This window comes from Pseudomonas sp. MH9.3 (assembly GCF_034354675.1).
In the GTDB taxonomy this organism is placed as follows: Bacteria; Pseudomonadota; Gammaproteobacteria; order Pseudomonadales; family Pseudomonadaceae; genus Aquipseudomonas.
In genome coordinates, this window is record NZ_CP133785.1 from 1,429,661 (window position 1) to 1,455,396 (window position 25,736).

Genomic DNA, 25,736 nt, shown 5'->3' on the forward strand with positions numbered 1-25,736 from the left:
ATATGCAAACGGTGCAGTCAATCAGCCAGCGTGGCAACTTTCAGGGAAGGTGAGACGGGCCTGTTATAGAACTGCCCCTCCATCACCCCATCAATGATGACGCCGTTCTTGTGTCTGCCGCCTGACGTCACCGGCACACCCACTTGCGCCCCCAGTGTTCCTGCATCGACAACCTTGATCTGCTGTTTCAGGCCCAGCAAGGACAGGGCCGAGTACCCATCAATGCCATCGCCCGCCAATGCCAGCACCCCCGGATACGAGTCACGCGCGTGATATTCGCTGTCCGTGCGATACATACTCATGAACGAATCCGACTGTTTCTGAAGGTACAGCTCCAGCTCCAGGCTCTTGCGCTTGCTCATCACGGCAAACAGGAAGCTGGCATCCTTGACCATTCCTTCATCGCCGCCGCTGAACTTTGCAGCCCTGAACGCCAGGTTCAACTCTTCATTCGATAGAGTGAGTTTGAAGCCATCCCTCATTGTAATGCTGTAGCCGTCCCCGGCATTTACAACGTCCTCAAATACACTGGCCGGGCTCTGTCCAAACTTCATCATTGCAACTTTGATGGCGCCTACATGTTCTTCCCTGCCAGCGTTGCCCAAGTAAGGATAGTGTTCGTATGACGCACGCAGCCCGTTGAGGATGTCATCCGGCTTTTGTCCTTTGGGTACCGCCGATAAGAAGTCTGTGACCGGCTCATAATGTTCAGTTGCAAACATCTCAGTCAGTTCGCTATCAAAATGGGTACGGGTAGCCGCCAGATTTGATCGTTCCATGAACGGTGCCAGCCTGTTGCGCCAGACATTGTCGATGGACACCGGTTCAGTGCGTGGAGCGGGCGCGACGTCCATGGGCGGCGGTGGACTGGGCAGCGTTTTATCCTTGGCCATCCATTTATTCAATGCACCGACCAATGCGTCGTACATCTTCAACAAGGCAGCCAACTCGGGATCTTTTTCCTGCGCCGTTAAATGTTGGCCGATCTCACTGAGTGCCGAGAACGGTCGAAGAGGATTAACGCCATGACTCGCCGCCGGTTGATGATCGACTGATTCAGGCATTTTGCTGATGGGCGCGGGAGTTTCACCGCCCACGGGAGGCATCATCAGACGATTGTTGTACGCAGAACTCATGAGCATGACATTCAAGTCTCGGTAATTGAAATAAAAGGTCAACCCGTCAACGGGGGTACTTTTGCGTGGCGAATCGAAGATGATCGTTCCGGCCGCCAGCGGGCTAATACGTAACAACGACCTTCGATTTCAAACAATTACCATCGGAGAAATCCGCAGCCTCGGCCTGTTTGTGCGCAGGCACGCTGCCCTGCTGGAACTGACGCGGTGTACAGCCATACTCACGCCGAAACACCGTGTGCAGATACTGCGCCGAGGTAAAGCCGCAACGTGAAGCGATATCGGCAATCGCCAGCGCCTGGTTGCCCAACCCCTTGGCTGCTGCGGCGAGTTTGAAGCGCAGGATCTCGTCATGCACGCTGCAGCCGCGTACCTTGCGAAAGTGCGCTTCCAGGGACGAACGCGACACACCCACATAGGCTGCTACCTGCGCAGTCTTGATGCCCTGGCAGGCGTACTGGCGAATAAACAACAAGGCTTGCATCACATACGGATTGCCCAGCGGTTGATGCAGGCTGGAGGCCTGCACGTTGATCGCGTCCGGTGGCACCAGCACCTGGGTGCCCGTGCAGGGTTTGCCGTGCAGCATCTGGTGCAGCAACGCGGCAGCGGTGCGGCCCATGGTCTCGGTGCCCTGGATCACCGAACTGAGCGGCACCCGCGTGAGCGTGCGGGTCAGCGGATCGTTGTCGATGCCGATCAGGGCGACCTGCTCCGGCACCGCAATGCCCGCCGTGAGGCAGGCCTGCAAGAGCTGCCGGGCGCGGGCATCGGTGACGGCAATAATGCCGATGGGCTTGGGCAGGCTGTGCAGCCAGGCGATCTGCTGCTCCACCGCGCTGTCCCACAGCGGCGCGCTGGTGCCCAGGCCGCGATAGATCTGCACCGCCAGACCGTCGCGCTGCATCAGCCCACGAAAGGCCTTCTCACGCTCCTGGGCCCAACGATTGGCCTGGGCTTCGGGCAGGCTGAAACAGGCAAACCGGGTCAGCCCGGCTTCGATCAGGTGTTCGTAGGCAAGCTTCATCAGCGCATGGTTGTCGGTGGCCACGTAGGGAATGCCCTTGGGATAGGCGTGCACATCCTCGTAGGAGCCGCCCACTGCAACGACTGGCAACGTGCTCCCGGCCAGCGCCTCGCCGATCAGCGGGTCATCGAAATCCGCAATGATGCCATCGCCCTGCCAGCGCTCGATGCCCTTGAGGCGGCACAGGAAGTCCTCCTCCAGAAACAGATCCCAGGACGCGCGGGTGCTGCTCAGGTAATTACCGATGCCGGCAATGATGCCGCGGTCGTAGATTTTGCTGCCGTTGAAGAGCAAGGCGATGCGGTGGACGGGCGGTAGGGTTTTCATTGTTGTTGTCCTGGGGCCGATCAGGACAGACTAGACCTCGCCACTCAAAATCGCACCACACCTTGGTGATTTTCATAATCGGCAAGGCAGGCGCCGTTGCTAGTATCCAGACACCGCCAAGAACAATAAGGAAAACGCCATGCCGTACTTCCCCGGTGTCGAGAAGGTTCGCTTCGAAGGCCCAGACAGCGACGCCCCCCTCGCCTTTCGCCATTACGATGCCGACAAGCTGATCCTCGGCAAACCCATGCGCGAACACCTGCGCATGGCCGTCTGTTATTGGCACACCTTTGTGTGGCCGGGCGCGGATGTGTTTGGCGCAGGCACCTTCAAGCGACCGTGGCAGCGCAGCGGTGATCCGATGGACGTCGCCATTGGCAAGGCGGATGCGGCCTTCGAGTTCTTCTCCAAGCTGGGCATCGACTACTACAGCTTTCACGACACCGATGTGGCGCCCGAGGGCAGCTCGCTCAAGGAATACCGCCATCACTTTGCGCAGATGGTCGATCATCTGGAACGCCATCAGGAGCAGAGCGGCATCAAGCTGCTGTGGGGCACCGCCAATTGCTTCAGCAACCCGCGCTTCGCCGCCGGCGCTGCGAGCAACCCGGACCCGGAAGTGTTTGCCTGGGCCGCCGCTCAGGTGTTCAGCGCGATGAACGCCACACTGCGGCTCAAGGGCTCCAACTATGTGCTGTGGGGCGGCCGTGAAGGCTATGAAACCCTGCTCAATACCGACCTCAAGCGCGAACGCGAACAGCTCGGCCGATTCATGCGCATGGTGGTGGAGCACAAGCACAAGATCGGCTTCAAGGGGGACCTGCTGATCGAGCCCAAGCCTCAGGAGCCGACCAAGCATCAGTACGATTACGACAGCGCCACGGTGTTCGGCTTCCTGCACGAGTACGGGCTGGAGCATGAGATCAAGGTCAATATCGAGGCCAACCACGCAACGTTGGCTGGACACAGTTTTCACCATGAAATCGCGACGGCCGTGTCGCTGGGCATTTTCGGCAGTATCGACGCCAACCGTGGCGACCCGCAGAACGGTTGGGACACCGACCAGTTTCCCAACAGCGTCGAGGAAATGACTCTGGCCACCTATGAGATCCTCAAGGCTGGCGGATTCAGGAACGGCGGCTATAACTTTGATTCCAAGGTGCGTCGCCAGAGCCTGGACGAAGTGGACCTGTTCCACGGGCATATCGCGGCCATGGATGTGCTCGCCCTGTCGCTGGAACGGGCGGCGGCGATGGTGCAGAACGACACACTGCAGCAGTTCAAGGATCAGCGCTATGCTGGCTGGCGGCAGCCCCTTGGCCAGGCGGTGCTGGCGGGGGAATTCAGCCTTGAGTCGCTGGCCGAGCATGCGTTCACCCATGAGATTAACCCGCAGGCGGTGAGTGGGCGGCAGGAGATGCTGGAGGGTGTGGTCAACCGGTTTATCTATCGGTGAGGTTTGGCTTCTGTGGTGAGCCTGCTTCTGTGGCAAGCGGGTTCATTGTGGTGAGCAGGCTTGGTGTGGCAAGCGGGCTTGTTGTGGCGAGCGGGCTTGCCCCGCGTTGGGCTGCGAAGCGGCCCCAAAACCAGACGCCTCGGTTGTATCAGGTAAAACTGCGGTGTATGAATTGGGGGCCGCTTCGCGCCCCAACGCGGGGCAAGCCCGCTCGCCACACCAAGCCCGCTCGCCACATAAAGCTCGCTCGCCACAGAGGCCCGCTCGCCACAATCAGTAATGTGTTTGCCTAGAGTCTTCCAACAACAATAAAAGGACGCACTACCATGAAGTCATTCAAACGTACGCTGCTTGCCGCCACCCTGGCGGTGCTCGCCCTGCCGGTGATGGCCGATCCCGCCCACCCGAAAATCGGCTTTTCCATCGACGACCTGCGTCTGGAGCGCTGGTCCCGCGACCGTGATTATTTTGTGGCGGCGGCGGAAAAGCTCGATGCCAAGGTGTTTGTGCAATCGGCCGATGCCAATGAGCAAAAGCAGATTTCCCAGATCGAAAACCTGATCTCCCGGGGCGTCGACGTGATCGTGATCGTGCCGTTCAACGCCACGGTGCTGACCAACGCGGTCGCCGAGGCCAAGAAGGCCGGGATCAAGGTGGTGTCCTATGACCGCCTGATTCTCAACGCGGACATCGACGCCTATATCTCCTTCGATAACGAAAAAGTCGGCGAGATGCAGGCCAGCGGCGTGCTGCAGGCGGCGCCCAAGGGCAATTACTTCCTGCTCGGCGGCGCGCCCACCGACAACAATGCCAAGGTGCTGCGCGAAGGCCAGATGAAGGTGCTGCAACCGGTCATCGACAAGGGCGATATCAAGATTGTCGGCCAGCAGTGGGTCAAAGAATGGAACCCCACCGAAGCCCTGAGCATCGTCGAGAATGCCCTGACCCGTAACGACAACAAGATCGACGCCATCGTCGCCTCCAACGATGCCACCGCCGGCGGCGCCATCCAGGCCCTGGCCGCGCAGAAGCTGGCGGGCAAGGTGCCGATCTCCGGGCAGGACGCCGACCTCGCCGCGATCAAGCGCGTGATCGACGGCACCCAGACCATGACCGTGTACAAGCCGCTCAAGCTGATCGCCACTGAAGCCGCCAAACTCTCGGTGCAATTGGCCCGCAGCGAAAAACCGGCCTACAGCTCGCAGTACGACAACGGCAGTAAAAAGGTCGACACCATTCTGCTGACGCCGACCCCGCTGACCAAGGCCAATGTCGACCTGCTGGTGAAGGACGGTTTCTACACCAAAGAGCAGATCGGCGGGCAGTGACCGTCATGTCCGACTACCTGCTGCAGATGAATGGCATCGTCAAACGTTTTGGCGGTGTCAATGCGCTGAACGGCATCGATCTCAAGGTACGGCCCGGCGAGTGCCTGGGCCTGTGCGGCGAAAACGGTGCCGGCAAATCCACGCTGATGAAGGTGCTGTCGGCGGTCTACCCGCACGGCACCTGGGAGGGCGAAATCCTCTGGGACGGGCAGCCGCTCCAGGCTCAGTCCATCCGCGAAACCGAAGCCGCCGGCATCGTCATCATCCACCAGGAGCTGACGCTGGTGCCGGACCTTTCGGTGGCCGAGAACATCTTCATGGGCCACGAGCTGACCCTGCCCGGCGGGCGCATGAACTACCCGGCGATGCTGCACCGCGCCGAAGCCCTGATGCGCGAACTCAAAGTGCCGGACATGAACGTGGCGCTGCCGGTGTCGCAGTACGGCGGCGGCCACCAACAACTGGTGGAGATCGCCAAGGCCCTCAACAAACAGGCGCGCCTGTTGATCCTCGACGAGCCCTCCTCGGCCCTGACCCGCTCGGAAGTCGAGGTGCTGCTCGACATCATCAAGGGGCTCAAGGCCAAGGGCGTGGCCTGCGTGTACATCTCCCACAAGCTCGATGAAGTGGCGGCGGTGTGTGACACCATTGCGGTGATCCGCGATGGCAAACACATCGCAACCACGGCCATGATTGACATGGATATCCCGCAGATCATCACGCAGATGGTCGGCCGCGAAATGAGCAACCTCTACCCTGCCAGGCCTGACGCGGTGGGCGATGTGATCTTCGAGGCGCGTCACGTCACCTGCTACGACGTGGACAACCCCAGGCGCAAGCGCGTCGACGATATTTCCTTCGTGCTCAAGCGTGGCGAAATCCTCGGCATCGCCGGGCTGGTGGGCGCCGGGCGCACGGAGCTGGTATCGGCGCTGTTCGGCGCCTACCCCGGCCGCTACAGCGCCGAGGTGTGGCTGGATGGCGCAGTGATCGACACGCGCACGCCGCTCAAATCGATCCGCGCCGGGCTGTGCATGGTGCCCGAGGACCGCAAGCGCCAGGGCATCATTCCCGACCTCGGCGTGGGCCAGAACATCACCCTGGCGGTGCTCGACACCTATGCGCACCTGACGCGCATCGATGCCGAGGCCGAACTGGGGAGCATCGACCAGCAGATCGCGCGCATGCACCTGAAAACCGCCAGCCCGTTTTTGCCGATCACCAGCCTCTCCGGCGGCAACCAGCAAAAGGCGGTGCTGGCGAAAATGCTGATGGCCAAGCCCAGGGTGCTGATCCTCGACGAGCCCACGCGCGGGGTGGACGTGGGCGCCAAATACGAGATCTACAAGCTGATGGTTGCACTGGCGGCCGAGGGCGTGGCGATCATCATGGTGTCGTCGGAGCTGGCCGAAGTGCTGGGGGTGTCGAACCGCGTGCTGGTGATCGGCGACGGCCAGCTGCGCGGCGACTTCGACAACCAAGGCCTTACCCAGGAACAGGTGCTCGCCGCTGCGCTCAGTCAAAACAATAACGATCGGAAGACCGCCTAGATGAATCAGGTCAAACACCTTTTTACCCGCTACAAAATGCTCGCGCTGGTAATTGCCGTGGCGTTCATCTGGCTGTTTTTCAGTTGGCAGACCGAGGGCGGTTTTCTCACGCCGCGCAACCTGTCCAACCTGCTGCGGCAGATGTCGATCACCGGGATTCTGGCGTGCGGTATGGTGCTGGTGATCATCAGCGGCGAGATCGATTTGTCGGTGGGCTCGTTGCTCGGATTGCTGGGCGGGCTGGCGGCGATTCTCGACGTGGTGTATCACGTTCCGCTGCTGGCCAACCTGAGCCTGGTGGCGTTGTGCGGGCTGATGATCGGCCTGGCCAACGGCTACATGACGGCGTACCTGCGCATCCCCTCGTTCATTGTCGGTCTGGGCGGCATGCTGGCGTTTCGCGGGATTCTGCTGGGGATCACCGGCGGCACCACCATCGCGCCGGTGTCGCCGTCGCTGGTGTATGTGGGCCAGGGTTATCTGCCGCATGAGGTGGGTATCGGGCTTGGGGTCTTGCTGTTTGCACTCACCGTGTTTCTCACCTGGAAGCAACGGCGCAATCGCGCACTGCACGGCCTGGCCGCGCATTCGCCGGTGCGTGACGGGCTGCGTGTGGTGCTGATCGGCGCGGTGCTGGCCGGGTTTGTCACCACGCTCAACAGCTACGACGGCATTCCGGTGCCGGTGCTGCTGTTGCTGGCGCTGCTCGGGGTGTTCAGCTACGTCACCAGCCAGACCGTGTTCGGCCGCCGGGTGTATGCGGTGGGCAGCAACATGGAAGCCACGCGGCTGTCGGGCATCAATGTGCAGGCGGTGAAACTGTGGATCTTCGGCATCATGGGCGTGATGTGCGCCCTCGCCGGCCTGGTCAATACCGCGCGCCTGGCGGCCGGTTCGCCGTCGGCCGGGAACATGGGAGAGCTGGATGCGATTGCCGCGTGCTTTATCGGCGGCACCTCGATGCGCGGCGGCTCGGGCACGGTGTATGGCGCGCTGCTGGGGGCGCTGGTGATTACCAGCCTGGATAACGGCATGTCGATGCTGGACGTGGACAGTTACTGGCAGATGATCGTCAAGGGCAGCATTCTGGTGCTGGCGGTGTGGGTGGATGTGAGTACGCGAGCCGGGCGTCGCTGAGGTCATTGGTGCGAGAAGGGGCTTGGTCCCGATAACGCTAGGTCAGCCACAGATAAAGTGACTGACATACCGTCAGCGGGAACAAGCCCCTTGGGTTAACCGTAATCTGTAGACCTTAGCGGGACACCGGCATCACAAACTCCGCGCCCTGCTCGATACTCTCCGACCAGCGCTGCATGATCGACTTCTGTTTGGTGTAGAACCGCACACCTTCGGTGCCATAGACGTGCATGTCGCCAAACAGGCTTTTCTTCCAGCCCCCAAATCCGTGCCACGCCATCGGCACCGGGATCGGCACATTGATGCCGACCATGCCCACTTCGATGCGCCGCGCGAACTCGCGGGCGATATTGCCGTCGCGGGTAAAGCAGCTCACGCCGTTGCCAAATTCATGGTCGTTGACCAGTTGCACCGCCTCGGCAAAGTCATTCACCCGCACACAGGCCAGCACCGGGCCGAAGATTTCTTCGCGGTAGATGCTCATCTCCTTGCTCACGTGATCGAACAGCGTCGCGCCGAGCCAGAAACCGTTTTCCAGGCCGGGTTCGGAGGGCACGTAATCACGGCCGTCGAGCAGCAACTGGGCGCCGGCCTGCACGCCCTGTTCGATGTAGCCACTGATGCGCTGCAGCGCCGCACGGGAAACAATCGGGCCCATTTCGGCCTTCAGGTCGCGGCCATCGGTGATGCGCAACTGCCTGGCTCGTTCGGTCAGCGCGGCGATGACTTTATCGCCCACATCGCCCACCAGCACCGCCACGGAGATGGCCATGCAGCGCTCGCCGGCACTGCCGTAGGCGGCGCCCATCAAGGCGTCGACGGTTTTTTCGATATCGGCGTCGGGCATCACCACCATGTGGTTTTTCGCACCGCCCAGGCCCTGCACGCGCTTGCCGTTGCGCGCGCCGGTTTCGTAGATGTAGTGGGCAATCGGCGTCGAGCCGACAAAACTCAGGGCCTTGACGTCCGGGTGTTCAAGCAGTGCATCCACCGCTTCCTTGTCGCCCTGCACCACGTTGAATACGCCCTGGGGCAAGCCGGCTTCGCGCAGCAGTTCAGCCATGAACAGCGAGGCGCTCGGGTCGGTAGGGCTGGGTTTGAGGATGAAGGTGTTGCCGGCGGCGATGGCGATCGGGTACATCCACATCGGCACCATCACCGGGAAATTGAACGGCGTCACGCCCGCCACCACGCCCAGGGGCTGGCGCAGGGTCCAGTTGTCCATGCCACGGGAGACCTGGTCGGAGTGCTCGCCCTTGAGCAGGTTGGGGATGCCGCAGGCGAATTCGAGAATATCGATGCCACGGTCGACTTCGCCCTGGGCATCGGTGAACACCTTGCCGTGTTCGGCGACGATGATGCTTGCCAGTTCGTCCTTGCGCTCACGCAGCAGATGCAGGTACTGAAACAACACGCGGGCGCGGCGGATCGGCGGCGTGTCGGCCCAGTCGGCAAACGCAGCCTGGGCGGCGGCCACCGCTTCGCCCACGGTGTCGCGGCTGGCCAGGGCGACGCGGCCGGTTACTTCACCGGTGGCGGGGTTGTACACGTCCTGATAGCGATCATCGCGGCTGACGCGCTGGTCGTTGATGTAATGCTCGAGGGTGATGGTCATGGCAGCGGATCCCGGGTCGATTAGCGTTGGCACCTACCATAGGCTTCCGCTTTGTTTCGAACCAGAGCAGAATCCAGAACTTATTGTGCACACAGGCGAACAATAGTCCCATGGAAAAAACCGAGATCGAAGGCCTGTGGACGCACATCCACTGGCTCTCCGTGCTGGAAGAACACGGCACCTACACCGCTGCCGCTGCGCGGCTGGGCGTGAGCAAATCGGCGGTGAGCCAACGCATTTGCGAGCTGGAAGCCGCCACCGGCACCCGCCTGGTCACCCGCACCACACGCAGCGTGCGGCTCACCGACGCCGGGCGCTCACTGACCCGCGACGTGCGCAGCGCCTACGAGCACATCGCCCGCAGCTTTTCCTCGGTGCGCGACTCGGCCGGCGAAATCCGTGGCCTGGTGCGCCTCACCGCTCCGGTCGCCTTCGCGCGCCAGCAACTGGTGCCGCATCTGCCCGAATTCCTGCGTCAGCACCCACAGGTTCGCATTCAGCTGGACGTGTCCGATGCCTTAAGCTCACTCGCCGCCGAAGGCTACGACCTGGCCGTGCGCCACGGCTTCCAGGTGCCGGAAACCCACGTCGCCTGGAAACTCTGCGACACCGCCTCGGTACTGGTCGCCACCCAGGACTACCTGCACCACCACGGCGAACCCCGCGAACCCGCCGACCTCAGCGCCCACAACTGCCTCTACTATCCGCGCGGCGCCGACCAGCCCGCGTGGACCTTCGAGCGCGGCGTTAAACAGACAGAACGCATCACCGTGCCCATCGCCGGCAGCTTTTCTACCAATAACAGCGAGGCACTGCGTGACTCGGCGCTCAATCACCTGGGCATCGCCCTGCTCCCGGATTTCAGCGCCCACGCGGCGCTGGCCAATGGCACGCTCAAGCAAGTGCTCAAGGGCTGGCGCTTGAAGGGTGCGTTTGCCGATGAGATCTACTTGATTCGGCCGTATTCGCCCCATGTGCCAAAGGCAGTGAGTGCGCTGGTGGGGTTTCTGAAGGACAAGCTGTCGGCAGGCTTCGGTTCTGGCGCGCGGCAGGTCGCGACGGGAGCGGGCTGAACATTTTTTTGAAAATGCTGCAATGCGTAGGACATTTCACACAGTTTTCACAGGCGCACGCTTAAGCTCCACTCAGCTCCTAAGTGAACACCTTTAAGCCCGCGCCCCCATCGTGGGCTTTTCTTTGTCTGGCGCAAAAGGCATTGCGCGCAGTGCCTGCCCTGAATGCAAAAAGCCCGGCTCAATGGCCGGGCTTTTTGTTATGGAGCGGTCCTCAGTTGTCAGGATGCTCACTCGCCACCGAATCCGCAGCGTCCACGTCAGACATGTCTTCCTCGTCATCAGCCGGCAACGACTGCTCCGGCGCGTCGCGCTTGGGATCGTGACCGGTTTCGCTGTCCGTGCCTCGGGTCACGGGCTGCTGTGAAATGTTGCCTGGGGCGTTCTCGTCGATTTCCATGCTGGCTCTCCGCTTGGGCGTTCGGGATATCCGCGCTTGAACATGAGAAGCATCGTGGTCTGACAAGTGCCGTTTGATGGACGAACGGTGGCCTGTTCGGACCTCGCTCTATCGGCGGTGTAGAAAATTTGAATTAGCAGATTGTCTTCCCGGTCAAGAATTATGAACGCAGTCAATCTGACGAGGTGAGCGCAATGACTATCCAGGCAGAGACACTCGTACAACTGACCGAAGCGCTGCGCGAACGCGGCTTGAATCTGGTGTCGGATGTGCACTTTACCCGTGCACCTTATCGGCACAATCACCGCTGGATCTGCACGGTGGAGTAAGGTCACACAAAAACAAATGCCCCGACGAGTCGGGGCATTTGCTGTCAGCCGGAGTAGACCGCGTTTTCACATGGCCCGCCCGGCCCTTTTTTACTCACTGCAGGCTTACCTGACGCAGTTGCGGATCACTGTCGCTACCGATCGTGATGCGTTTGGGCTTGGCCTCTTCAGGCACCACGCGCAGCAGGTTGATGCTCAGCAATCCGTTGTTCAGCGAAGCACCGCGCACCTCGATGTGATCCGCCAGGCGGAACGACAACCGGAAGGCCCGTTGCGCAATGCCCTGGTGCAGGTAAGTCACCTCTTTCTCGCTTTCACGTTTGTCACCCACAACCGTCAAAACGCCCTTCTCGACCTGGATATCCAGATCCGCCTCAGTAAGCCCGGCGACTGCAATGACAATGCGATATTCGTCATCACCGTGCTTTTCCACGTTATGAGGCGGATAGGTGTTCGGAGCCTCGCTGCGCAGCGCAGACTCAAACAGGTCATTGAAGCGATCAAAGCCCACCGACTGACGGAACAGAGGGGCCAGGGAAAGAGTAGTAGCCATTTTAAAATCTCCTGATTAGATCCAAGTGATTTAAAGCGCGACCCTGATTCGGCGTCGCGTGAAGGGAATTTATGTGCGGGAGAGAAGATTTCAAGGGGCGGGTTTGAAATTTTTTTACGGGCTCGCTGGCCGTGGGCTGAAAATCCCGCGAAGCCTCTGGCTCGCGGGGTTTTTCCTTGGTGTTAAGTCAGTTGACCTTGAACTGCCTCACCAATCCCTGCTGATGCTCGGCCAATCGAGCAAGCTCGCGGCTGGTGGCGGCGGTTTGCTCAGCACCGGCGCTGACCTGGATCACCAGTGAGTTGATGTCGTTGACATTGCGATGAATTTCTTCGGCCACCAGGCTTTGCTCCTCGGCAGCGGACGCTACCTGGATGTTACGGTCGCTGATGGACGCAATGCCTTCGGCGATCTCATTGAGCAAGTGGCCGGCACGCACCACATTGCTCGCACCTTCCTGCGCCTTGCCAAGGGTCTCCAGCATGGAGACCGCGGCGCGGTCGGAACCCGACTGCAGGTTGGCGATCATGTTCTGGATGCTGACCGTGGAGTCCTGGGTCTTTTTCGCCAGATTGCGCACTTCATCCGCAACCACCGCAAAACCACGGCCCTGCTCCCCCGCACGCGCCGCTTCGATGGCGGCGTTCAATGCCAGCAGGTTGGTCTGCTCGGCAACGCCGCGAATCACGTCCAGCACCGAAGAGATGGAATCGCTTTCGAGTTTGAGCTCGTTGATGATCTTCGAGGTTTGTTCGGCCTGCACTTCCAGGCCCTGGATCAAGCTGATGGTGTTATCGATCTCAGTCTTGCCCTGCATCGTGCTGGCGTTGACACGCTGTGACATTTCGGCGGCGTCAGTGGTGATGCGCGCTACATCCTTGACCGTGGCGCTCATCTCGCTGATCGCGGTCACCACCTGGTCGGTACCCTGACGCTGTTGCGCCACGTTCTGGCTGGTCTGCAAGGCCACCGCCGAGGACTGCTCGGCAGCCGTGGCAACCTGCGCCGTGGCGCTGCCGATTTCGCTGACCACGCCACTTATCTGAAGCGCCATGTTGTCCAGGTTGCGTGATATTTCGCCAAACTCGTCCTTGCCGGTGTAGCGGGTGCGCACCGTCAGGTCGCGGGTGGAAAGCGATGCAAGGGTGCGGTTCACATCGGTCACTGCCAGCTTGATATTGCGGATGATCACCAACGCCAGCCACAGCAAGGCGATCAACATCACGATAACGGTCGCTATGGCCACATACAGACTGAGTTCGGCATCATCACGCTCGTGATGGGCCAGGCCAACCACGGTCTGGCCCAGCTCCGTTTCGACGCCGGCCATGAGGTCGATACGACTGGTCGAAAGGTTGAACCAGTCTTCAGGTTTGATATTGAGCGGGTTGCCCAGGGGCGTATCAAAACCAAGGCGCTGAAGGCGTGCGACTTCCAGTGATCCGGGTTGTTGCAGGACGGCATCCAGCTTGCTCTTGAAGGCTGCCGGAGCCCATCGCTGGAAGGCTTCAAAGTAGCCGGAGAACTCACCGAGGTTACGGCTGAAGCGCGACAACAATGCAGCGTCGAAGCGATTTTGATTGAACGCCAGGCCCAGCAATACGCGCTCGCGCCCCGCGCGCTCTTTCATATCGACAAATTGATTGAGCGAGCCCAACGCACGCAGAATCTGGGGGTCATCAATGCTGGCTTCCAACGAATAATTGAAGCCCACGAGGGTTTTAATCAGGTCGGTAAAAAGAGCACCGGACTCTGTGTTGTTAATCGCCAGGTTATCGACTTTCAAACGCAAGGCGGCCAGCTCACCCAGCGCGCGCAATGCCTCGTTCGGGGCTGGAATACCCTCGCTCGATTGCCCTCGCAGCGCGCCGATTGACGTGTCGGTCTCCTGGCGCAAGGCCTTGAGCTTGTCTTGCATGGACTTGCCACCGCTGCCCAGAAAAACGCCGCTGGCGCCGCGCTCGCGTTGGAGGGTTGTCACGACATTGCTGAATTTTTGTGCAGCGGTGGTGGCGGCAACTGCGCGATTCATTGACCCCAGCGTATCGCTTTTGTCCGCAATGAAAATGCCCGCAAAAGCCAGAAATCCGAGCAAAGGAAAAATCAGAATAAGCAGCAGCTTGGTACTCAAAGGAGCATTGCTAAGCATTACAAACCTCGGGACTTACAAATTTTGTCTAATAATTACCTCGGGCGCACGTTCTAGTGAAATCGACGTTTATAGGAGCCAAAGATGATCCAGTTTGAGCCCGCCATAGCCGTTTTTCTTCCGTTTACACTATCTCGGCCTGAAGCTATCGAGCTTTAGAGCTGCCGGAAAAAATGGACTGCGCGTGAACCTGGATACCTGAGGATCTTTACAAACCCCGGAAACGCAAAAGCCCCGCTTTCGCGAGGCTTTCGTGTCAATCTTGGCGGGAAACCAGGGATTCGAACCCTGGGAACGCTATTAACGTTCGCCGGTTTTCAAGACCGGTGCATTCAACCACTCTGCCAATTTCCCTTGTGCATCACGGGATTATAGTAGCCCTTCCCGTCTCAGCGGGCGCCATAATACCCGAATGAAACACACTGTCAAACTCTCGCCATCGCTTGTTACAGAGCGTCTGTTATGATCTTTGCGACTGAACGTTTCAAAACCACAGGAGTGTCGCCATGCGCGAACAGAATTACGCAGTGAATGGCAACGCCCAGGCTGAGCAGCTTGAAGTCAGCCGCGTGTTGCGCAACACCTACGGCTTGCTCGCCCTGACCCTCGCCTTCAGCGGTGTGATGGCGTTCGTGGCTCAGCAGATGCGTGTTGGCTACCCGAATATCTTTGTTGTGCTGATCGGCTTCTATGGTCTGTTCTTCCTGACCAACAAGCTGCGTGACTCGGCCTGGGGCCTGGTGTCGGCGTTTGCCCTGACCGGTTTCATGGGCTTTATCCTTGGCCCGATCCTCAACCGTTACCTGGGTATGGCCGGCGGCGCGGAAGTGGTCAGTTCGGCGTTTGCCATGACGGCGCTGGTGTTTGGTGGCTTGTCCGCCTATGTGCTGATCACCCGCAAGGACATGAGCTTCCTCGGCGGCTTCATCACCGCAGGCTTCTTCGTGTTGCTGGCGGCGGTGGTTGCGGGCATGTTCTTCCAGATCAGCGGCTTGCAACTGGCGATCAGCGCAGGTTTCGTGCTGTTCTCGTCGGTGTGCATCCTGTTCCAGACCAGCGCGATCATCCACGGCGGCGAGCGCAACTACATCATGGCGACCGTCAGCCTGTATGTGTCGATCTACAACCTGTTTATCAGCCTGTTGCAGATCTTCGGCATCATGAGCCGCGACGACTGATTCATTTTCATTGCCGCAATAAAAAATGCCCCGTATCGAAAGATACGGGGCATTTTTGTTGGCGCGGGACTCAATACTGGTTGGGTTCCATCTCCAACTCAACCTTGAAACGCTGGGCGATGTCCTGCTGGATACGCCGCGCGAGGTTGGCAATGTCCTGCCCCGTAGCACCGCCGTAGTTGACCAGCACCAACGCCTGCATGTTATGCACGCCGGCATCGCCGTCTCGAAACCCCTTCCAGCCGGCCTTGTCGATCAGCCAGCCAGCGGCGAGTTTCATCTGCCCGTCGGCCTGGGGATAGGCCACCAGGTCCGGGTACTGGCTTTTCAGCTCGGCTGCGAGTGCCTGGGAGACCAGCGGGTTTTTGAAGAAGCTGCCAGCATTGCCCAGCTCTGCCGGGTCCGGCAGTTTCTCGCGGCGAATGCTACAGATCGCACGGCTGACGTCACTCGGCGTGGCATCGGTGATGCCCTGCGCCGCCAGACGCTGCTGCACCGGGCCGTAGTCGAGTTTCAAGTGGCGGATGCGGCTCAGGGCAAAGCGCACGCGCAGGATCAGCCAGCGTCCGGTGTGCTGCTTGAACAGGCTGTCACGGTAGCCGAACTGGCACTCTTCCAGGCTGAAATCGCGCAGTTCGCCGGTTTGGCGATCCAGGGCGGTGAGGCCGGCGAATACATCCTTGATCTCCACTCCATAGGCACCAATGTTCTGCATCGGCGCTGCGCCGACAGTGCCGGGGATCAGGCTGAGGTTTTCCAGGCCGCAGAAACCATGTTCCAGGGTCCACAACACAAACGGATGCCAGGGCTCACCCGCTTCGGCCTCGATCACCACGCGGCTGCCGTCGTCCTGCAATACCCGAATGCCGCGGGTTGCCATGCGCAATACCAAAGCGCAAATGTCCTGGGTCAGCAGCAGATTGCTGCCGCCACCGATCACCAGCAACGGCAGTGCCTGCGCAGCGGCGTAAGCCAGGGCTTCACGCACATCGGCGTCGCCATGGGCCTCGGCGAACAGCTGGGCACGCACATCGATGCCGAAACTGTTGAAGGGCTTGAGCGAGACCTGCGCCTGCACCTGCAAGGTCATAACCGCCCCTTCAATTCGATCACCAATAAATCACAGGCGCGCTCGATCAGGTCCAGCACCCTGTCGAAGCCTTGTTCGCCTTCGTAGTAAGGGTCTGGCACTTCGTCCACTTCGGCATCGAAGCGGCGCAGGAACAGATCCAGCTCTGCCTTGCCCTGCCCCGACTGCATCAGCTTGAGGTGACGCAGGTTACTGTGGTCCATCGCAAGGATCAGGTCGTAGCGCGAAAAATCGGCGCGGCTGACCTGCTGGGCACGCTGGGACGACAGGTCATAACCGCGCATCAGCGCCGCACGCTGGCTGCGCTGATCCGGCGGGTTGCCGACATGCCATTCACCGGTGCCGGCGGAGGCCACGTCGACCTGCCCCGCCAGCCCCGCTTCGCGCAATTTATGGCGCAGTACGCCTTCCGCCGTGGGCGAGCGACAGATGTTGCCCAGGCAGACAAACAGAACCTCCATCAGGCCCCCAGCAGGCGACGAACGCGCTCGAGGTCTTCCTGGGTGTCGACACCGGCCGGCGGCGCTTCGAGTGCATCGCCGACATGGATGCGCACGCCATGCCACAGGGCCCGCAGTTGCTCCAGGGATTCGGTGTTTTCCAGCCAGCACGGGCCCCAACTGACGAAGTCGTGCAGGAAGCCGGCGCGGTAGGCGTAAATGCCGATGTGGCGGCGGTAAGGCACGCCTTCGGGCAACAAATCGGGGTGTTTGGCAAAGGCATCGCGCGCCCAGGGCAAGGTCGAACGACTGAACGTCAGCGCCAGGCCGTTGATGTCGCTGACCACCTTGACCACGTTCGGGTTGAACAGGGTTTCCACGTCTTCGATCGGTTCGGCCAGGGTGGCCATGCGCGCTTCGCCATGGGCGGCCAGGTTGGCGGCGACCTGATCGATCACGCTCGGCGGAATCAACGGCTCGTCACCTTGCACGTTGACCACGATGGCATCGTGCGCCAGGCCCAGTTGCGTGGCCACTTCGGCCAGGCGGTCGGTGCCGGAGTTATGGTCTTCGCGGGTCAGCACCGCCTCGGCGCCAAACCCTTGGCAGGCGGCGATGATGCGCGGGTCATCGGTGGCCACCACCACCCGCTCGGCGCTGCTTTTGCAGGCCTGTTCCCACACCAGCTGAATCATCGGCTTGCTGCCGATCAATTGCAGCGGTTTGCCCGGCAGACGGGTCGATGCATAGCGCGAGGGAATGACAACGGTAAAGGCGGTGGTCATTTATCCAGACGCTCATCGGTGGTGAGGGTGCGCGCTTCGCTTTCCAGCATCACCGGTATACCGTCGCGGATCGGGTAGGCCAGGCCCGCACCTTTGCTGATCAACTCGGTTTTGTCGGCGCTGAGCTTGAGCGGGCCTTTGCAGATCGGGCAAGCAAGGATATCGAGCAGTTTGGTGTCCATGAAGATTTCCTGGAAAGAAGCGTGTTAGGGCAAGGGACGTGCGGGCAGCAGGCGCGTCAGCTGCGTGTCGAACCAGGCGACAAACGCCGGCGACGGCAGCGCATCCACCGCAAGGTACCACCAGTCGGGCTGTGCGAAGGCGCGGCACTTCACCGCGTCCTTCTCGGTCATCACCAGCGGCAATGACGGGGTAAAACTCAAGACCTCGGCGCTGTACTGCGCATGGTCGGCAAATACATGGGGTATGGGCTGCCAGTGTAGCGTTTCAAGGGTGGTGAAGAAACGCTGCGGGTTACCGATACCGGCGACCGCATGCATGGCCTGACCCGCCTGGAAGTGGTCGACCGGCCTGCGCTCGCCGCTGTGCAGGTTGATCAGGGCGGCAGGTTGCAGGCGAAAGGCGAAACCGTCTTCACGGTCGGCCCCCGAGCCGTTATATAACAGCGCATCGACGCTTTGCAGGCGCTCCACCGGTTCGCGCAGCGGCCCGGCAGGCAGGCAACGGCGGTTGCCCAGGCCACGGGCGGCATCGATCAATACCAGTTCAAGATCACGCGCCAGGCGGTAATGCTGCAGGCCGTCGTCAGACAGAATCAGGTCCAGGGGTTCGCTTTCCAGCAAGGCTTTTACCGCACGACTGCGGTCGGGGTCGATCATCAGCGGCACGCCGCTGCGCTGCACGATCAGCAACGGCTCGTCGCCGGCCACGGCGGCACTGTGGTCGGCCTCGACGCGCCAGGGCAGCTGCGGCGGTTTGGCGCCGTAGCCACGGCTGACCACGCCCACCCGCAAACCGGCGCGGCGGCAGTGTTCGATCAACCACAGAATCAACGGCGTCTTGCCGGTGCCGCCCACGGTGATATTGCCCACCACTACAACTGGCACAGGCGCCTTATAGATGTCGCCCTCCCCGGCCATGAAGCGCGCGCGCTTGCGCTGCACCACCCGACGATACAGACACTCCAACGGTGTCAGCAGCGCCAGGGCCGGATGGCCTGTGTACCAGGCCTTGAGCAGACGGTCGGACATTGCCATCAGGGTTGGCCCGCCGCCTCGACGGTGCTCATGCGCAAGTGGCTGAAGCCCAGCTTGCCGGCGGCGTCCATCGCAGTGATCACGGCCTGGTGCTGGGTCTTGCCATCGGCACTGATGGACAACGGCATTTTGGTATCGCCGCCGGATTCCTTCTGCAGCGCGTCCATCAAGCTATTGAGGTCGTTTTTCTCCAGCAACTGGTTGTTCACAGTGAACACGCCATCAGCGCTGATGGCGATGTCCAGTTGCTTGACCTCCTGGTCCTCGGCCGGCGAGCCGCTCACTGCTTCCGGCAGATCAACCCGCAGCGCGGTCTGCCGAGTGAAGGTGGTGGTCACGACAAAAAACAGCAGCAGGATAAACACCACGTCGATCAGCGACGCGAGGTTGATATCGACATTTTCCCGTCGCTTGCGGCGAAATTTCACACCTTGTCCTCAACCAGATCCACGTCACGGTCGCCCTGCACCACTTCCACCAGCTTGATGGCTTCCTGCTCCATGCCGACCACCAGCTCATCGATACGCCGTTGCAGGAAACGGTGGAAGAACACCGATGGAATACCCACCATCAGGCCCGCTGCGGTGGTGATCAAGGCTTTGGAAATACCGCCGGCCAGCACCGCCGCGTTGGTGGTCATGCCCGAGCCCATGAACGAACTGAAGATATCGATCATGCCCAGCACGGTGCCGAGCAAGCCGAGCAACGGCGCCATGGCGGCGATGGTGCCGAGCGCATTGATGTAGCGCTCCAGCTCATGAATGACGCGGGCAGCGGCCTCTTCGATGCATTCTTTCATGATCTCGCGACCATGCTTGGAGTTGGCCAGGCCCGCCGCGAGGATTTCCCCCAGGGGTGAATCGGCGCGCAGTTCCTTGAGCTTCTGTTTGTCGAGCTGCTTGTTCTTGATCCAGCCCCACACCTGCCCCAGCAGATGCTCGGGGGTCACGCGACTGGCACGCAGGGTCCACAGGCGTTCGGCAACGATGCCCAGCGCTGCGATGGAACTCAAGATGATCGGCAACATCATCCAACCACCGGATTTGACCAATTCCCACACAGTGAATGTCCCCTCGAAAAAGTGCGCCACTTTACCATATAGGTTCGGTCGCGGGGCCCGCCCGTCGCAGGCCGTGAGCGCGTTGGATAGCGAATCAGCGTAACGGTTCACGCCAGAAGCGGCGTTGCGCGCGTGCAACCGTGGCGGGCTCGAAAGCCCCCAACTGCAGGCGTACCGCACCCTCCTCGGCGCTGTCATACACCCGGCTGCCCACTGCGCGGTAACGCTCCAGCACCTGGGCGTGAGGATGGCCGAATGCATTGCCGCGCCCCCGCGAGATCAGCACCGACGTGGGCGCCAACTGCTGCACAAAGGGCCGCGACGACGAACTGCGGCTGCCATGGTGAGGGGCTTGCAGCCAGTCGGTGCGCAGCGCCAGCGGCGAGTCGAGCAACGCGCGCTCGGCAGCGCGATCGATATCGCCGGTGAGCAGCAACCGTTCGCCATTGGCCTGCACCTGCAACACGCAGGATTTCGGGTTACCGTCGACGGCCCCGGGCCATTGCCACAGCTCGAATGACACACCGTCCCACTGCCAGCGTTCGCCGCTGATACAAGGTTGAGTGCCGAGAAACTCGGGCAGGCCGTCGGTTTCACCCCCCACCACACGCTTGACCGGCAGCCCGCGCGCCACCGCGGCCGCCCCGCCGGCATGATCGGCATCGGCGTGGCTGATCAGCATCAAATCCAGCGACGCGATGCCAAGCTTTTTCAGCGACGGCAACACCACCCGCGCGCCCAGGTCTGCGGCCCGCGAACGCGGGCCGGCATCGTAGAGCACACTGTGATGACGGGTGCGCAGGATAATCGCCTGCCCCTGGCCGACATCCAGCTGCACTACGTCCACCCGCCCATGGGGCACCAGCTCACGCGGCGTAAACACCGCCAGCAACAGCATCGGCCAACCCAACAGCCGAAAAGGCACACCGCTCGGCAGCAGCACGATCACCGCGCCGGCCAGACTCACCAGCCAATACCCCAGGGGCACTTCGGCCGGTATCCACGCCGGCAGGTGCGCCGCCAGCAGCGCCAGGCCCTGGAACAACAGGTCCAGCGCGCCGCCCGCCAACCACAGCAGGCCCTCCCCCACAAGCGGCACCGCCAGCAGGGCAGTCCCCAGCAATGCCAGCGGCAACACCACCAGGCTGATCCAGGGCACAGCGACCAGATTGGCAAGGGGAGCACTCAGGCTGATCGGCAAATCAAGCATCAACAACAGGGGAAAAAGACCGATGGCGATCAACCACTGCGCACGCGTCCAGGCCTGCCACAGGCGCCACGGGCCCAAGCGCCCGCCGAAGGCCAGTATCAACACCGCAACCGCACCGAACGATAACCAGAATCCGGGCTGCAGACTCGCCAGCGGTTCCAGCACCAGTACCCCGTTGAGTGCCAGCAGCAACGGCCACCAGGCACCCAGGTGGCGAAAACGCAACCGCCACAGCAGCACCAGCCCCACCATGACGCAGGCCCGCTGCACCGGCACGCCGAACCCTGCCAGCAAGCCGTAACCCAGCGCTGCAACAAAGGCCAGGCCGCAGGCCCAGGGCAACCACGGCCAGGTGGCGGGCCAGCAACCATAACGCGCCAGCAACGCGATCAGCCCGTAGATCAACCCCGCCAGCAGGCCAATGTGCTGGCCGGAGATCACCAGCAGGTGCACGGTGCCGGTGTCTTGCAGCACTTGCCAGTCTTCGTCCGCCAGCCCGGAGCCGTCGCCCAGCACCAGCGCGGCCAGCCCCGCTTCGCGGCCCTGGGCATCCACCGTCATCAGGCGTTGGCGCAGCGTATCGCGCCAGGCGTTGCGGGCCGGCGTCAGACGCTCGCCGTCCTTTACCGTACCGGTCGCGCCGATGCGCTGCGCCAACAGCCAGGCTTCGTGATCGAACCCCTGAAAGTTGAGCAGGCCGGACGGTCGCTTCAGGGTCACGGCCAACCGCCAGCGCTCGCCACTGTGCACCGCCGGCCCGCCGTGCCAGGACACCCGGATGCGCCTGGGCAAGCGGGTATGGCGTGACCGGCTGTCGGCCAGTTCGAAGCGCACGCCAGTGGATGTCTGCTGCGGTAACCCGACCACCCGCCCTTCCAGCCAACGCGTCTGGCCGTCCAGTGCGGAGGGCAATCGGTCATTCAGCGCCCACTGCGCACTGATGCACGCCCAACTCAAACCAAACAGGAAAAAGGCCAGCGCGAAGGTGCGAAACGGCAACAGCATCAAGGCCAGCACCAGCATGGCCAGCAGCCATCCCGTCGCTGGCAATGCGGGTAAAACACGCAGAGTCAGCAACCCCAGCGCCAATGCAAACATCCCTGTCTTCATGAATCATCCTGCTCAAATGACCCACTCAGTCTTAGCCGGGCGTCGGACGGCGCCTATGATGTTTTGTCACAAAGTCTGAATTTTCTGTTTATAGAATCCGGGCATACTTGCCCCTCGAACTGACCTGGACCCCTTATGCCCCGGCGCTTATTCAAACGGTACATGCCCGACCCCAGCAGTATCAGGGAACACAAGTCATTACAGTTTCTTGGGACCTTGCTGCATGACCCGAACCTCTGGCACCTGAACCGGCACTCGGTGGCGCGGGCCATGGCCGTGGGTCTGTTCGCGGCCTTTATCCCGATTCCCCTGCAGATGTTATTGGCCGCGGTGCTGGCCATCGTGGTGCGCGGCAACATGCCCATCGCCGTCAGCCTGGTGTGGCTGACCAACCCGATCACCATGCCGGTGGTGTTCGTGTGCACCTACATGACCGGCGCCTGGCTGATGAACGTGCCGCCGCGCAGCCTGCCCGACCACCTCACCTGGGAATGGATCAGCGGCCAGCTGAACACGCTGTGGCAGCCGTTCCTGTTGGGTTCGGTGGTGTTGGGGCTGGTGCTTGGCGCACTGGCCTACTGCCTGACCATGGGCTACTGGCGCTGGTGGGTCGCGCGCCAATGGAAACGCCGCAAACTGCGCCGCCGCTGAAACCCGACACCCAGGCTCCCGCTCAACACCATTAATTTTCAGGATTCCAGGCCGCGCAAATGGCTACACTGCGCAGGTGGCGCGGGCCGGATGCCCGCGTGGAAGATTGATATCAGTGGTAGCAGGAGAAGTGGCGTGCTTAGAAGAATGGGAATTAAAGGCCGCGTACTGTTGCTGACCTTATTGCCGACCAGCCTGATGGCCGTGTTGCTGGGCGGTTATTTCACCTGGATGCAGCTCTCGGAACTGCAGACCCAATTGCTGCAACGCGGCGAAATGATCGCCGAACAACTGGCGCCGCTGGTGGCCCCGGCCCTGAGCAGCAAGAACGCCGACCTGCTGGAACGCATCGCCACCCAATCCCTTGAGCAGACGGACGTGCGCACCGTGTCGTTCCTCGCACCGGACCGCACGTCCCTGGCCCATGCCGGCCCGAGCATGCTCAACCCGCCGCCGACCGGTAACAGCTCACACCTGCTGCAACGCACCGGCAATGACGCCACGCGCTATTTGCTGCCGGTGTTCGGCCGCCATCGCAACCTGGCCGGCGAGCTGATCCCCGATGAAGCCGACCGCCTGCTGGGCTGGGTCGAGGTAGAGCTGTCCCATAACGGCATGCTGCTGCGCGGCTACCGCAGCCTGTTCGCCAGCCTCCTGCTGATCGCCGTCGGCCTGATCTTCACCGCCGCGCTGGCCCTGCGCATCAGCCGCACCATCAACGCGCCGATCGGCCAGATCAAGCAGGCCGTGGCCCAGCTCAAGGACGGCAACCTGGAAACCCGTCTGCCAGCGCTGGGCAGCCAGGAGCTTGACCAACTCGCCTCGGGCATCAACCGCATGGCCGAAACCCTGCAAAACGCCCGCGAAGAACTGCAACACAGCATCGATCAGGCCACCGAAGACGTACGCCAGAACCTGGAAACCATCGAAATCCAGAACATCGAGCTGGACCTGGCCCGCAAGGAGGCCCTGGAAGCCAGCCGCATCAAGTCGGAGTTCCTGGCCAACATGAGCCATGAGATCCGCACCCCGCTCAACGGCATCCTGGGCTTTACCCACCTGCTGCAAAAAAGCGAACTGTCGCCGCGCCAGCTGGATTACCTGGGCACCATCGAAAAATCCGCCGACAACCTGCTGGGCATCATCAACGAAATCCTTGATTTCTCGAAGATAGAGGCCGGCAAGCTGGTGCTCGACAGCGTGCCGTTCAACCTGCGCGACCTGCTGCAGGACACCCTGACCATCCTCGCCCCCGCCGCCCATGCCAAGCAGCTGGAACTGGTCAGCCTGGTGTACCGCGACACCCCGCTGGCGCTGGTCGGCGACCCGCTGCGCCTCAAGCAGATCCTGACCAACCTGATCAGCAACGCGATCAAGTTCACCCGCGAAGGCACCATCGTTGCCCGTGCAATGATCGAAGACGAACAGGAAGACAGCGTACAACTGCGCATCAGCGTGCAGGACACTGGCATCGGCCTGTCCAGCCAGGATGTGCGCGCGCTGTTCCAGGCGTTCAGCCAGGCTGACAATTCGCTGTCACGCCAGCCCGGCGGCACCGGCCTGGGGCTGGTGATTTCCAAGCGCCTGATCGAACAGATGGGCGGCGAAATCGGCGTCGACAGCACACCGGGCGAAGGCTCGGAGTTCTGGATCAGCCTCAACCTGCCCAAGACCCGCGACGATGTCGACGACCTGCCCTGCGCGCCGCTGCTCGGTCGCCGCGTCGCCGTGCTGGAAAACCACGAACTGGCGCGCCAGGCCCTGCAACATCAGTTGGAAGACTGCGGCCTGGCGGTCACGCCATTCAATACCCTGGAAAACCTGACCAACGGCATCACCAGCGCACACCAGACCGAACAGGCCATCGACCTGGCGGTGCTTGGCGTCACCGCCAACGACATTCCGCCCGAGCGCCTCAACCAGCACCTGTGGGACCTCGAACATCTGGGTTGCAAAGTGCTGGTGCTGTGCCCGACCACCGAGCAGATGCTGTTCAACCAGTCGGTGCCCAACCCCAACAGCCAGTTGCAGGCCAAACCGGCGTGCACGCGCAAACTGCGCCGTGCCCTGGCCGACCTGATCAGCCCGCGCCCCTTGCGCGCCGAGCCTGGCGAGCCGCTCTCCAGCCGTGCGCCGCGAGTGCTCTGCGTCGACGATAACCCGGCGAACCTGCTGCTGGTGCAGACCCTGCTCGAAGACATGGGCGCCAAGGTGCAGGCGGTGGACAGCGGTTACGCGGCGATCAATGCGGTGAAGCAGGAAACCTTCGACCTGGTGTTGATGGATGTGCAAATGCCGGGCATGGATGGACGCCAGAGCACTGAGGCGATTCGCCAGTGGGAAAGCGAACGCCACGGCACGCCGCTGCCGGTGGTCGCGCTCACGGCCCACGCCATGGCCAACGAAAAACGCGCGCTGCTGCAGAGCGGCATGGACGACTACCTGACCAAGCCGATCAGCGAACGGCAACTGGCCCAAGTGGTGTTGAAATGGACCGGCTTGGCCCTGCGCAACCAGGGCCCCGAGCGGGTCACTGAAAACCTCGGCCACGGCGTGCAACTGCTGGTGCTCGACCATGAAGAAGGCCTGCGCCTGGCTGCCGGCAAGACTGAGCTGGCGGCCGACATGCTCGCCATGCTGCTGGCGTCGCTGGAGGCCGACCGCCTGGCCATCACCGTCGCCCGCGAAGCCAACGACAATCAGGCCCTGATCGAGCGCGTCCACCGCCTGCACGGCGCCACGCGCTACTGCGGCGTGCCGCAACTGCGCGCCGCCTGCCAGCGCGCCGAAACCCTGCTCAAGCAGGACGATGCCAAGGCCGCGGCGGCGCTGGATGAACTGGACATGGCCATTACCCGGCTGGCCAGTGAGGCACGGGTGAGCGCCTGACTCCTGTTGATCAGCGGTCACATACC

23 protein-coding genes and 1 tRNA gene are annotated in these 25,736 nt (G+C 61.7%); 9 read left to right on the forward strand and 15 right to left on the reverse strand.

Annotated features, from left to right (window positions below; genetic code table 11):
• Nucleotides 1-17: 17 nt before the first annotated feature.
• On the reverse strand, nt 18-1,253 hold the full coding sequence (locus RHM60_RS05850) for a type III secretion protein (protein ID WP_322213929.1): 1,236 nt from the start codon (nt 1,251-1,253) through the stop codon (nt 18-20).
• A complete protein-coding gene (locus tag RHM60_RS05855) occupies nt 1,240-2,490 on the reverse strand; it encodes a XylR family transcriptional regulator (RefSeq protein WP_322213930.1) in 1,251 nt (416 codons plus the stop codon). Before RHM60_RS05855 ends, RHM60_RS05850 begins: the two co-directional genes overlap by 14 nt.
• 139 nt (nt 2,491-2,629) lie before the next feature.
• Here RHM60_RS05855 and xylA point away from each other — a divergent pair, with 139 nt between their 5' ends.
• The 4 genes from xylA (at nt 2,630) to RHM60_RS05875 (ending at nt 7,961) form a co-directional block, all read left to right on the forward strand.
• Nucleotides 2,630-3,946: a xylose isomerase gene (gene xylA / locus RHM60_RS05860; protein WP_231422941.1), complete on the forward strand. Its 1,317-nt coding sequence runs from the start codon at nt 2,630-2,632 to the stop codon at nt 3,944-3,946.
• A gap of 326 nt (nt 3,947-4,272) precedes the next feature.
• The gene (gene xylF / locus RHM60_RS05865) at nt 4,273-5,274 is read left to right on the forward strand and encodes a D-xylose ABC transporter substrate-binding protein (RefSeq protein ID WP_322213931.1); all 1,002 of its coding nucleotides are present in this window, start codon (nt 4,273-4,275) and stop codon (nt 5,272-5,274) included.
• Between the two features lie 5 nt (nt 5,275-5,279).
• A complete protein-coding gene (gene xylG / locus RHM60_RS05870) occupies nt 5,280-6,824 on the forward strand; it encodes a D-xylose ABC transporter ATP-binding protein (protein ID WP_322213933.1) in 1,545 nt (514 codons plus the stop codon).
• Complete coding sequence (locus RHM60_RS05875; protein ID WP_209982766.1) at nt 6,825-7,961, forward strand: sugar ABC transporter permease; 1,137 nt, start codon at nt 6,825-6,827, stop codon at nt 7,959-7,961. It abuts the gene before it with no gap.
• Nucleotides 7,962-8,076: 115 nt separating this feature from the next.
• Here the strand turns inward: RHM60_RS05875 and RHM60_RS05880 are convergent, their stop codons facing one another.
• Nucleotides 8,077-9,576 carry a CoA-acylating methylmalonate-semialdehyde dehydrogenase gene (locus tag RHM60_RS05880; protein ID WP_322213934.1) on the reverse strand — a complete coding sequence of 500 codons (1,500 nt, stop codon included), beginning with the start codon at nt 9,574-9,576 and terminating at the stop codon, nt 8,077-8,079.
• 110 nt (nt 9,577-9,686) lie between these two features.
• Here RHM60_RS05880 and RHM60_RS05885 point away from each other — a divergent pair, with 110 nt between their 5' ends.
• Nucleotides 9,687-10,649, forward strand: coding sequence for a LysR family transcriptional regulator (locus RHM60_RS05885; protein ID WP_322213935.1), 963 nt, complete (start codon nt 9,687-9,689; stop codon nt 10,647-10,649).
• 214 nt (nt 10,650-10,863) lie between these two features.
• Here the strand turns inward: RHM60_RS05885 and RHM60_RS05890 are convergent, their stop codons facing one another.
• Nucleotides 10,864-11,049 carry a hypothetical protein gene (locus tag RHM60_RS05890; protein ID WP_003232175.1) on the reverse strand — a complete coding sequence of 62 codons (186 nt, stop codon included), beginning with the start codon at nt 11,047-11,049 and terminating at the stop codon, nt 10,864-10,866.
• 194 nt (nt 11,050-11,243) lie between these two features.
• On the opposite strand from RHM60_RS05890, the gene RHM60_RS05895 reads away from it, so the two are divergent.
• Nucleotides 11,244-11,378: a hypothetical protein gene (locus tag RHM60_RS05895; RefSeq protein WP_269325489.1), complete on the forward strand. Its 135-nt coding sequence runs from the start codon at nt 11,244-11,246 to the stop codon at nt 11,376-11,378.
• A 94-nt stretch (nt 11,379-11,472) separates the two neighbouring features.
• Here RHM60_RS05895 and RHM60_RS05900 read toward each other — a convergent pair whose 3' ends face one another.
• From RHM60_RS05900 to RHM60_RS05910, 3 genes are all read right to left on the reverse strand, one after another.
• Complete coding sequence (locus tag RHM60_RS05900; RefSeq protein ID WP_003232172.1) at nt 11,473-11,931, reverse strand: Hsp20 family protein; 459 nt, start codon at nt 11,929-11,931, stop codon at nt 11,473-11,475.
• A gap of 187 nt (nt 11,932-12,118) precedes the next feature.
• Entirely contained in the window at nt 12,119-14,080 is a 1,962-nt protein-coding gene (locus RHM60_RS05905; RefSeq protein ID WP_416195166.1) for a methyl-accepting chemotaxis protein, read from the reverse strand.
• 263 nt (nt 14,081-14,343) lie between these two features.
• Nucleotides 14,344-14,434, reverse strand: a tRNA-Ser gene (locus RHM60_RS05910).
• 152 nt (nt 14,435-14,586) lie between these two features.
• Between RHM60_RS05910 and RHM60_RS05915 the strand changes: the two genes are divergently transcribed.
• Nucleotides 14,587-15,258 carry a Bax inhibitor-1/YccA family protein gene (locus tag RHM60_RS05915; protein WP_003174664.1) on the forward strand — a complete coding sequence of 224 codons (672 nt, stop codon included), beginning with the start codon at nt 14,587-14,589 and terminating at the stop codon, nt 15,256-15,258.
• A 70-nt stretch (nt 15,259-15,328) separates the two neighbouring features.
• Here RHM60_RS05915 and murB read toward each other — a convergent pair whose 3' ends face one another.
• The 8 genes from murB to RHM60_RS05955 all read right to left on the reverse strand — a co-directional run bounded on the left by murB (nt 15,329) and on the right by RHM60_RS05955 (nt 22,170).
• Nucleotides 15,329-16,348 carry a UDP-N-acetylmuramate dehydrogenase gene (gene murB, locus RHM60_RS05920; RefSeq protein WP_209982770.1) on the reverse strand — a complete coding sequence of 340 codons (1,020 nt, stop codon included), beginning with the start codon at nt 16,346-16,348 and terminating at the stop codon, nt 15,329-15,331.
• Nucleotides 16,345-16,809 (reverse strand): low molecular weight protein-tyrosine-phosphatase, encoded by a 465-nt coding sequence (locus RHM60_RS05925; protein ID WP_322213936.1) that lies wholly within the window; start codon nt 16,807-16,809, stop codon nt 16,345-16,347. Before RHM60_RS05925 ends, murB begins: the two co-directional genes overlap by 4 nt.
• Complete coding sequence (kdsB, locus tag RHM60_RS05930) at nt 16,809-17,573, reverse strand: 3-deoxy-manno-octulosonate cytidylyltransferase (protein WP_209982772.1); 765 nt, start codon at nt 17,571-17,573, stop codon at nt 16,809-16,811. The genes RHM60_RS05925 and kdsB overlap by 1 nt, the downstream gene beginning before the upstream one ends.
• Entirely contained in the window at nt 17,570-17,755 is a 186-nt protein-coding gene (locus RHM60_RS05935; RefSeq protein ID WP_003174668.1) for a Trm112 family protein, read from the reverse strand. Before RHM60_RS05935 ends, kdsB begins: the two co-directional genes overlap by 4 nt.
• 24 nt (nt 17,756-17,779) lie before the next feature.
• Nucleotides 17,780-18,790: a tetraacyldisaccharide 4'-kinase gene (gene lpxK / locus RHM60_RS05940; RefSeq protein ID WP_322213938.1), complete on the reverse strand. Its 1,011-nt coding sequence runs from the start codon at nt 18,788-18,790 to the stop codon at nt 17,780-17,782.
• The gene (locus RHM60_RS05945; RefSeq protein WP_209982774.1) at nt 18,790-19,218 is read right to left on the reverse strand and encodes an ExbD/TolR family protein; all 429 of its coding nucleotides are present in this window, start codon (nt 19,216-19,218) and stop codon (nt 18,790-18,792) included. The genes lpxK and RHM60_RS05945 overlap by 1 nt, the downstream gene beginning before the upstream one ends.
• Nucleotides 19,215-19,850, reverse strand: coding sequence for a MotA/TolQ/ExbB proton channel family protein (locus tag RHM60_RS05950; protein WP_209982775.1), 636 nt, complete (start codon nt 19,848-19,850; stop codon nt 19,215-19,217). The genes RHM60_RS05945 and RHM60_RS05950 overlap by 4 nt, the downstream gene beginning before the upstream one ends.
• 94 nt (nt 19,851-19,944) lie before the next feature.
• Nucleotides 19,945-22,170: a DNA internalization-related competence protein ComEC/Rec2 gene (locus RHM60_RS05955; RefSeq protein WP_322213939.1), complete on the reverse strand. Its 2,226-nt coding sequence runs from the start codon at nt 22,168-22,170 to the stop codon at nt 19,945-19,947.
• A 135-nt stretch (nt 22,171-22,305) separates the two neighbouring features.
• Here RHM60_RS05955 and RHM60_RS05960 point away from each other — a divergent pair, with 135 nt between their 5' ends.
• Nucleotides 22,306-22,821 carry a DUF2062 domain-containing protein gene (locus tag RHM60_RS05960; protein ID WP_209982778.1) on the forward strand — a complete coding sequence of 172 codons (516 nt, stop codon included), beginning with the start codon at nt 22,306-22,308 and terminating at the stop codon, nt 22,819-22,821.
• A gap of 135 nt (nt 22,822-22,956) precedes the next feature.
• Nucleotides 22,957-25,710 carry a response regulator gene (locus RHM60_RS05965; protein ID WP_209982780.1) on the forward strand — a complete coding sequence of 918 codons (2,754 nt, stop codon included), beginning with the start codon at nt 22,957-22,959 and terminating at the stop codon, nt 25,708-25,710.
• Nucleotides 25,711-25,736 lie beyond the last annotated feature (26 nt).

Coding starts and splice junctions, on each gene's coding strand:
- RHM60_RS05855 (WP_322213930.1), bottom strand. CDS start 2,490: ATGAAAACCCTACCGCCCGTCCACCGCATCGCCTTGCTCTTCAACGGC.
- xylA (WP_231422941.1), top strand. CDS start 2,630: ATGCCGTACTTCCCCGGTGTCGAGAAGGTTCGCTTCGAAGGCCCAGAC.
- xylF (WP_322213931.1), top strand. CDS start 4,273: ATGAAGTCATTCAAACGTACGCTGCTTGCCGCCACCCTGGCGGTGCTC.
- xylG (WP_322213933.1), top strand. CDS start 5,280: ATGTCCGACTACCTGCTGCAGATGAATGGCATCGTCAAACGTTTTGGC.
- RHM60_RS05875 (WP_209982766.1), top strand. CDS start 6,825: ATGAATCAGGTCAAACACCTTTTTACCCGCTACAAAATGCTCGCGCTG.
- RHM60_RS05880 (WP_322213934.1), bottom strand. CDS start 9,576: ATGACCATCACCCTCGAGCATTACATCAACGACCAGCGCGTCAGCCGC.
- RHM60_RS05885 (WP_322213935.1), top strand. CDS start 9,687: ATGGAAAAAACCGAGATCGAAGGCCTGTGGACGCACATCCACTGGCTC.
- RHM60_RS05890 (WP_003232175.1), bottom strand. CDS start 11,049: ATGGAAATCGACGAGAACGCCCCAGGCAACATTTCACAGCAGCCCGTG.
- RHM60_RS05895 (WP_269325489.1), top strand. CDS start 11,244: ATGACTATCCAGGCAGAGACACTCGTACAACTGACCGAAGCGCTGCGC.
- RHM60_RS05900 (WP_003232172.1), bottom strand. CDS start 11,931: ATGGCTACTACTCTTTCCCTGGCCCCTCTGTTCCGTCAGTCGGTGGGC.
- RHM60_RS05905 (WP_416195166.1), bottom strand. CDS start 14,080: ATGCTTAGCAATGCTCCTTTGAGTACCAAGCTGCTGCTTATTCTGATT.
- RHM60_RS05915 (WP_003174664.1), top strand. CDS start 14,587: ATGCGCGAACAGAATTACGCAGTGAATGGCAACGCCCAGGCTGAGCAG.
- murB (WP_209982770.1), bottom strand. CDS start 16,348: ATGACCTTGCAGGTGCAGGCGCAGGTCTCGCTCAAGCCCTTCAACAGT.
- RHM60_RS05925 (WP_322213936.1), bottom strand. CDS start 16,809: ATGGAGGTTCTGTTTGTCTGCCTGGGCAACATCTGTCGCTCGCCCACG.
- kdsB (WP_209982772.1), bottom strand. CDS start 17,573: ATGACCACCGCCTTTACCGTTGTCATTCCCTCGCGCTATGCATCGACC.
- RHM60_RS05935 (WP_003174668.1), bottom strand. CDS start 17,755: ATGGACACCAAACTGCTCGATATCCTTGCTTGCCCGATCTGCAAAGGC.
- lpxK (WP_322213938.1), bottom strand. CDS start 18,790: ATGGCAATGTCCGACCGTCTGCTCAAGGCCTGGTACACAGGCCATCCG.
- RHM60_RS05955 (WP_322213939.1), bottom strand. CDS start 22,170: ATGAAGACAGGGATGTTTGCATTGGCGCTGGGGTTGCTGACTCTGCGT.
- RHM60_RS05960 (WP_209982778.1), top strand. CDS start 22,306: ATGCCCCGGCGCTTATTCAAACGGTACATGCCCGACCCCAGCAGTATC.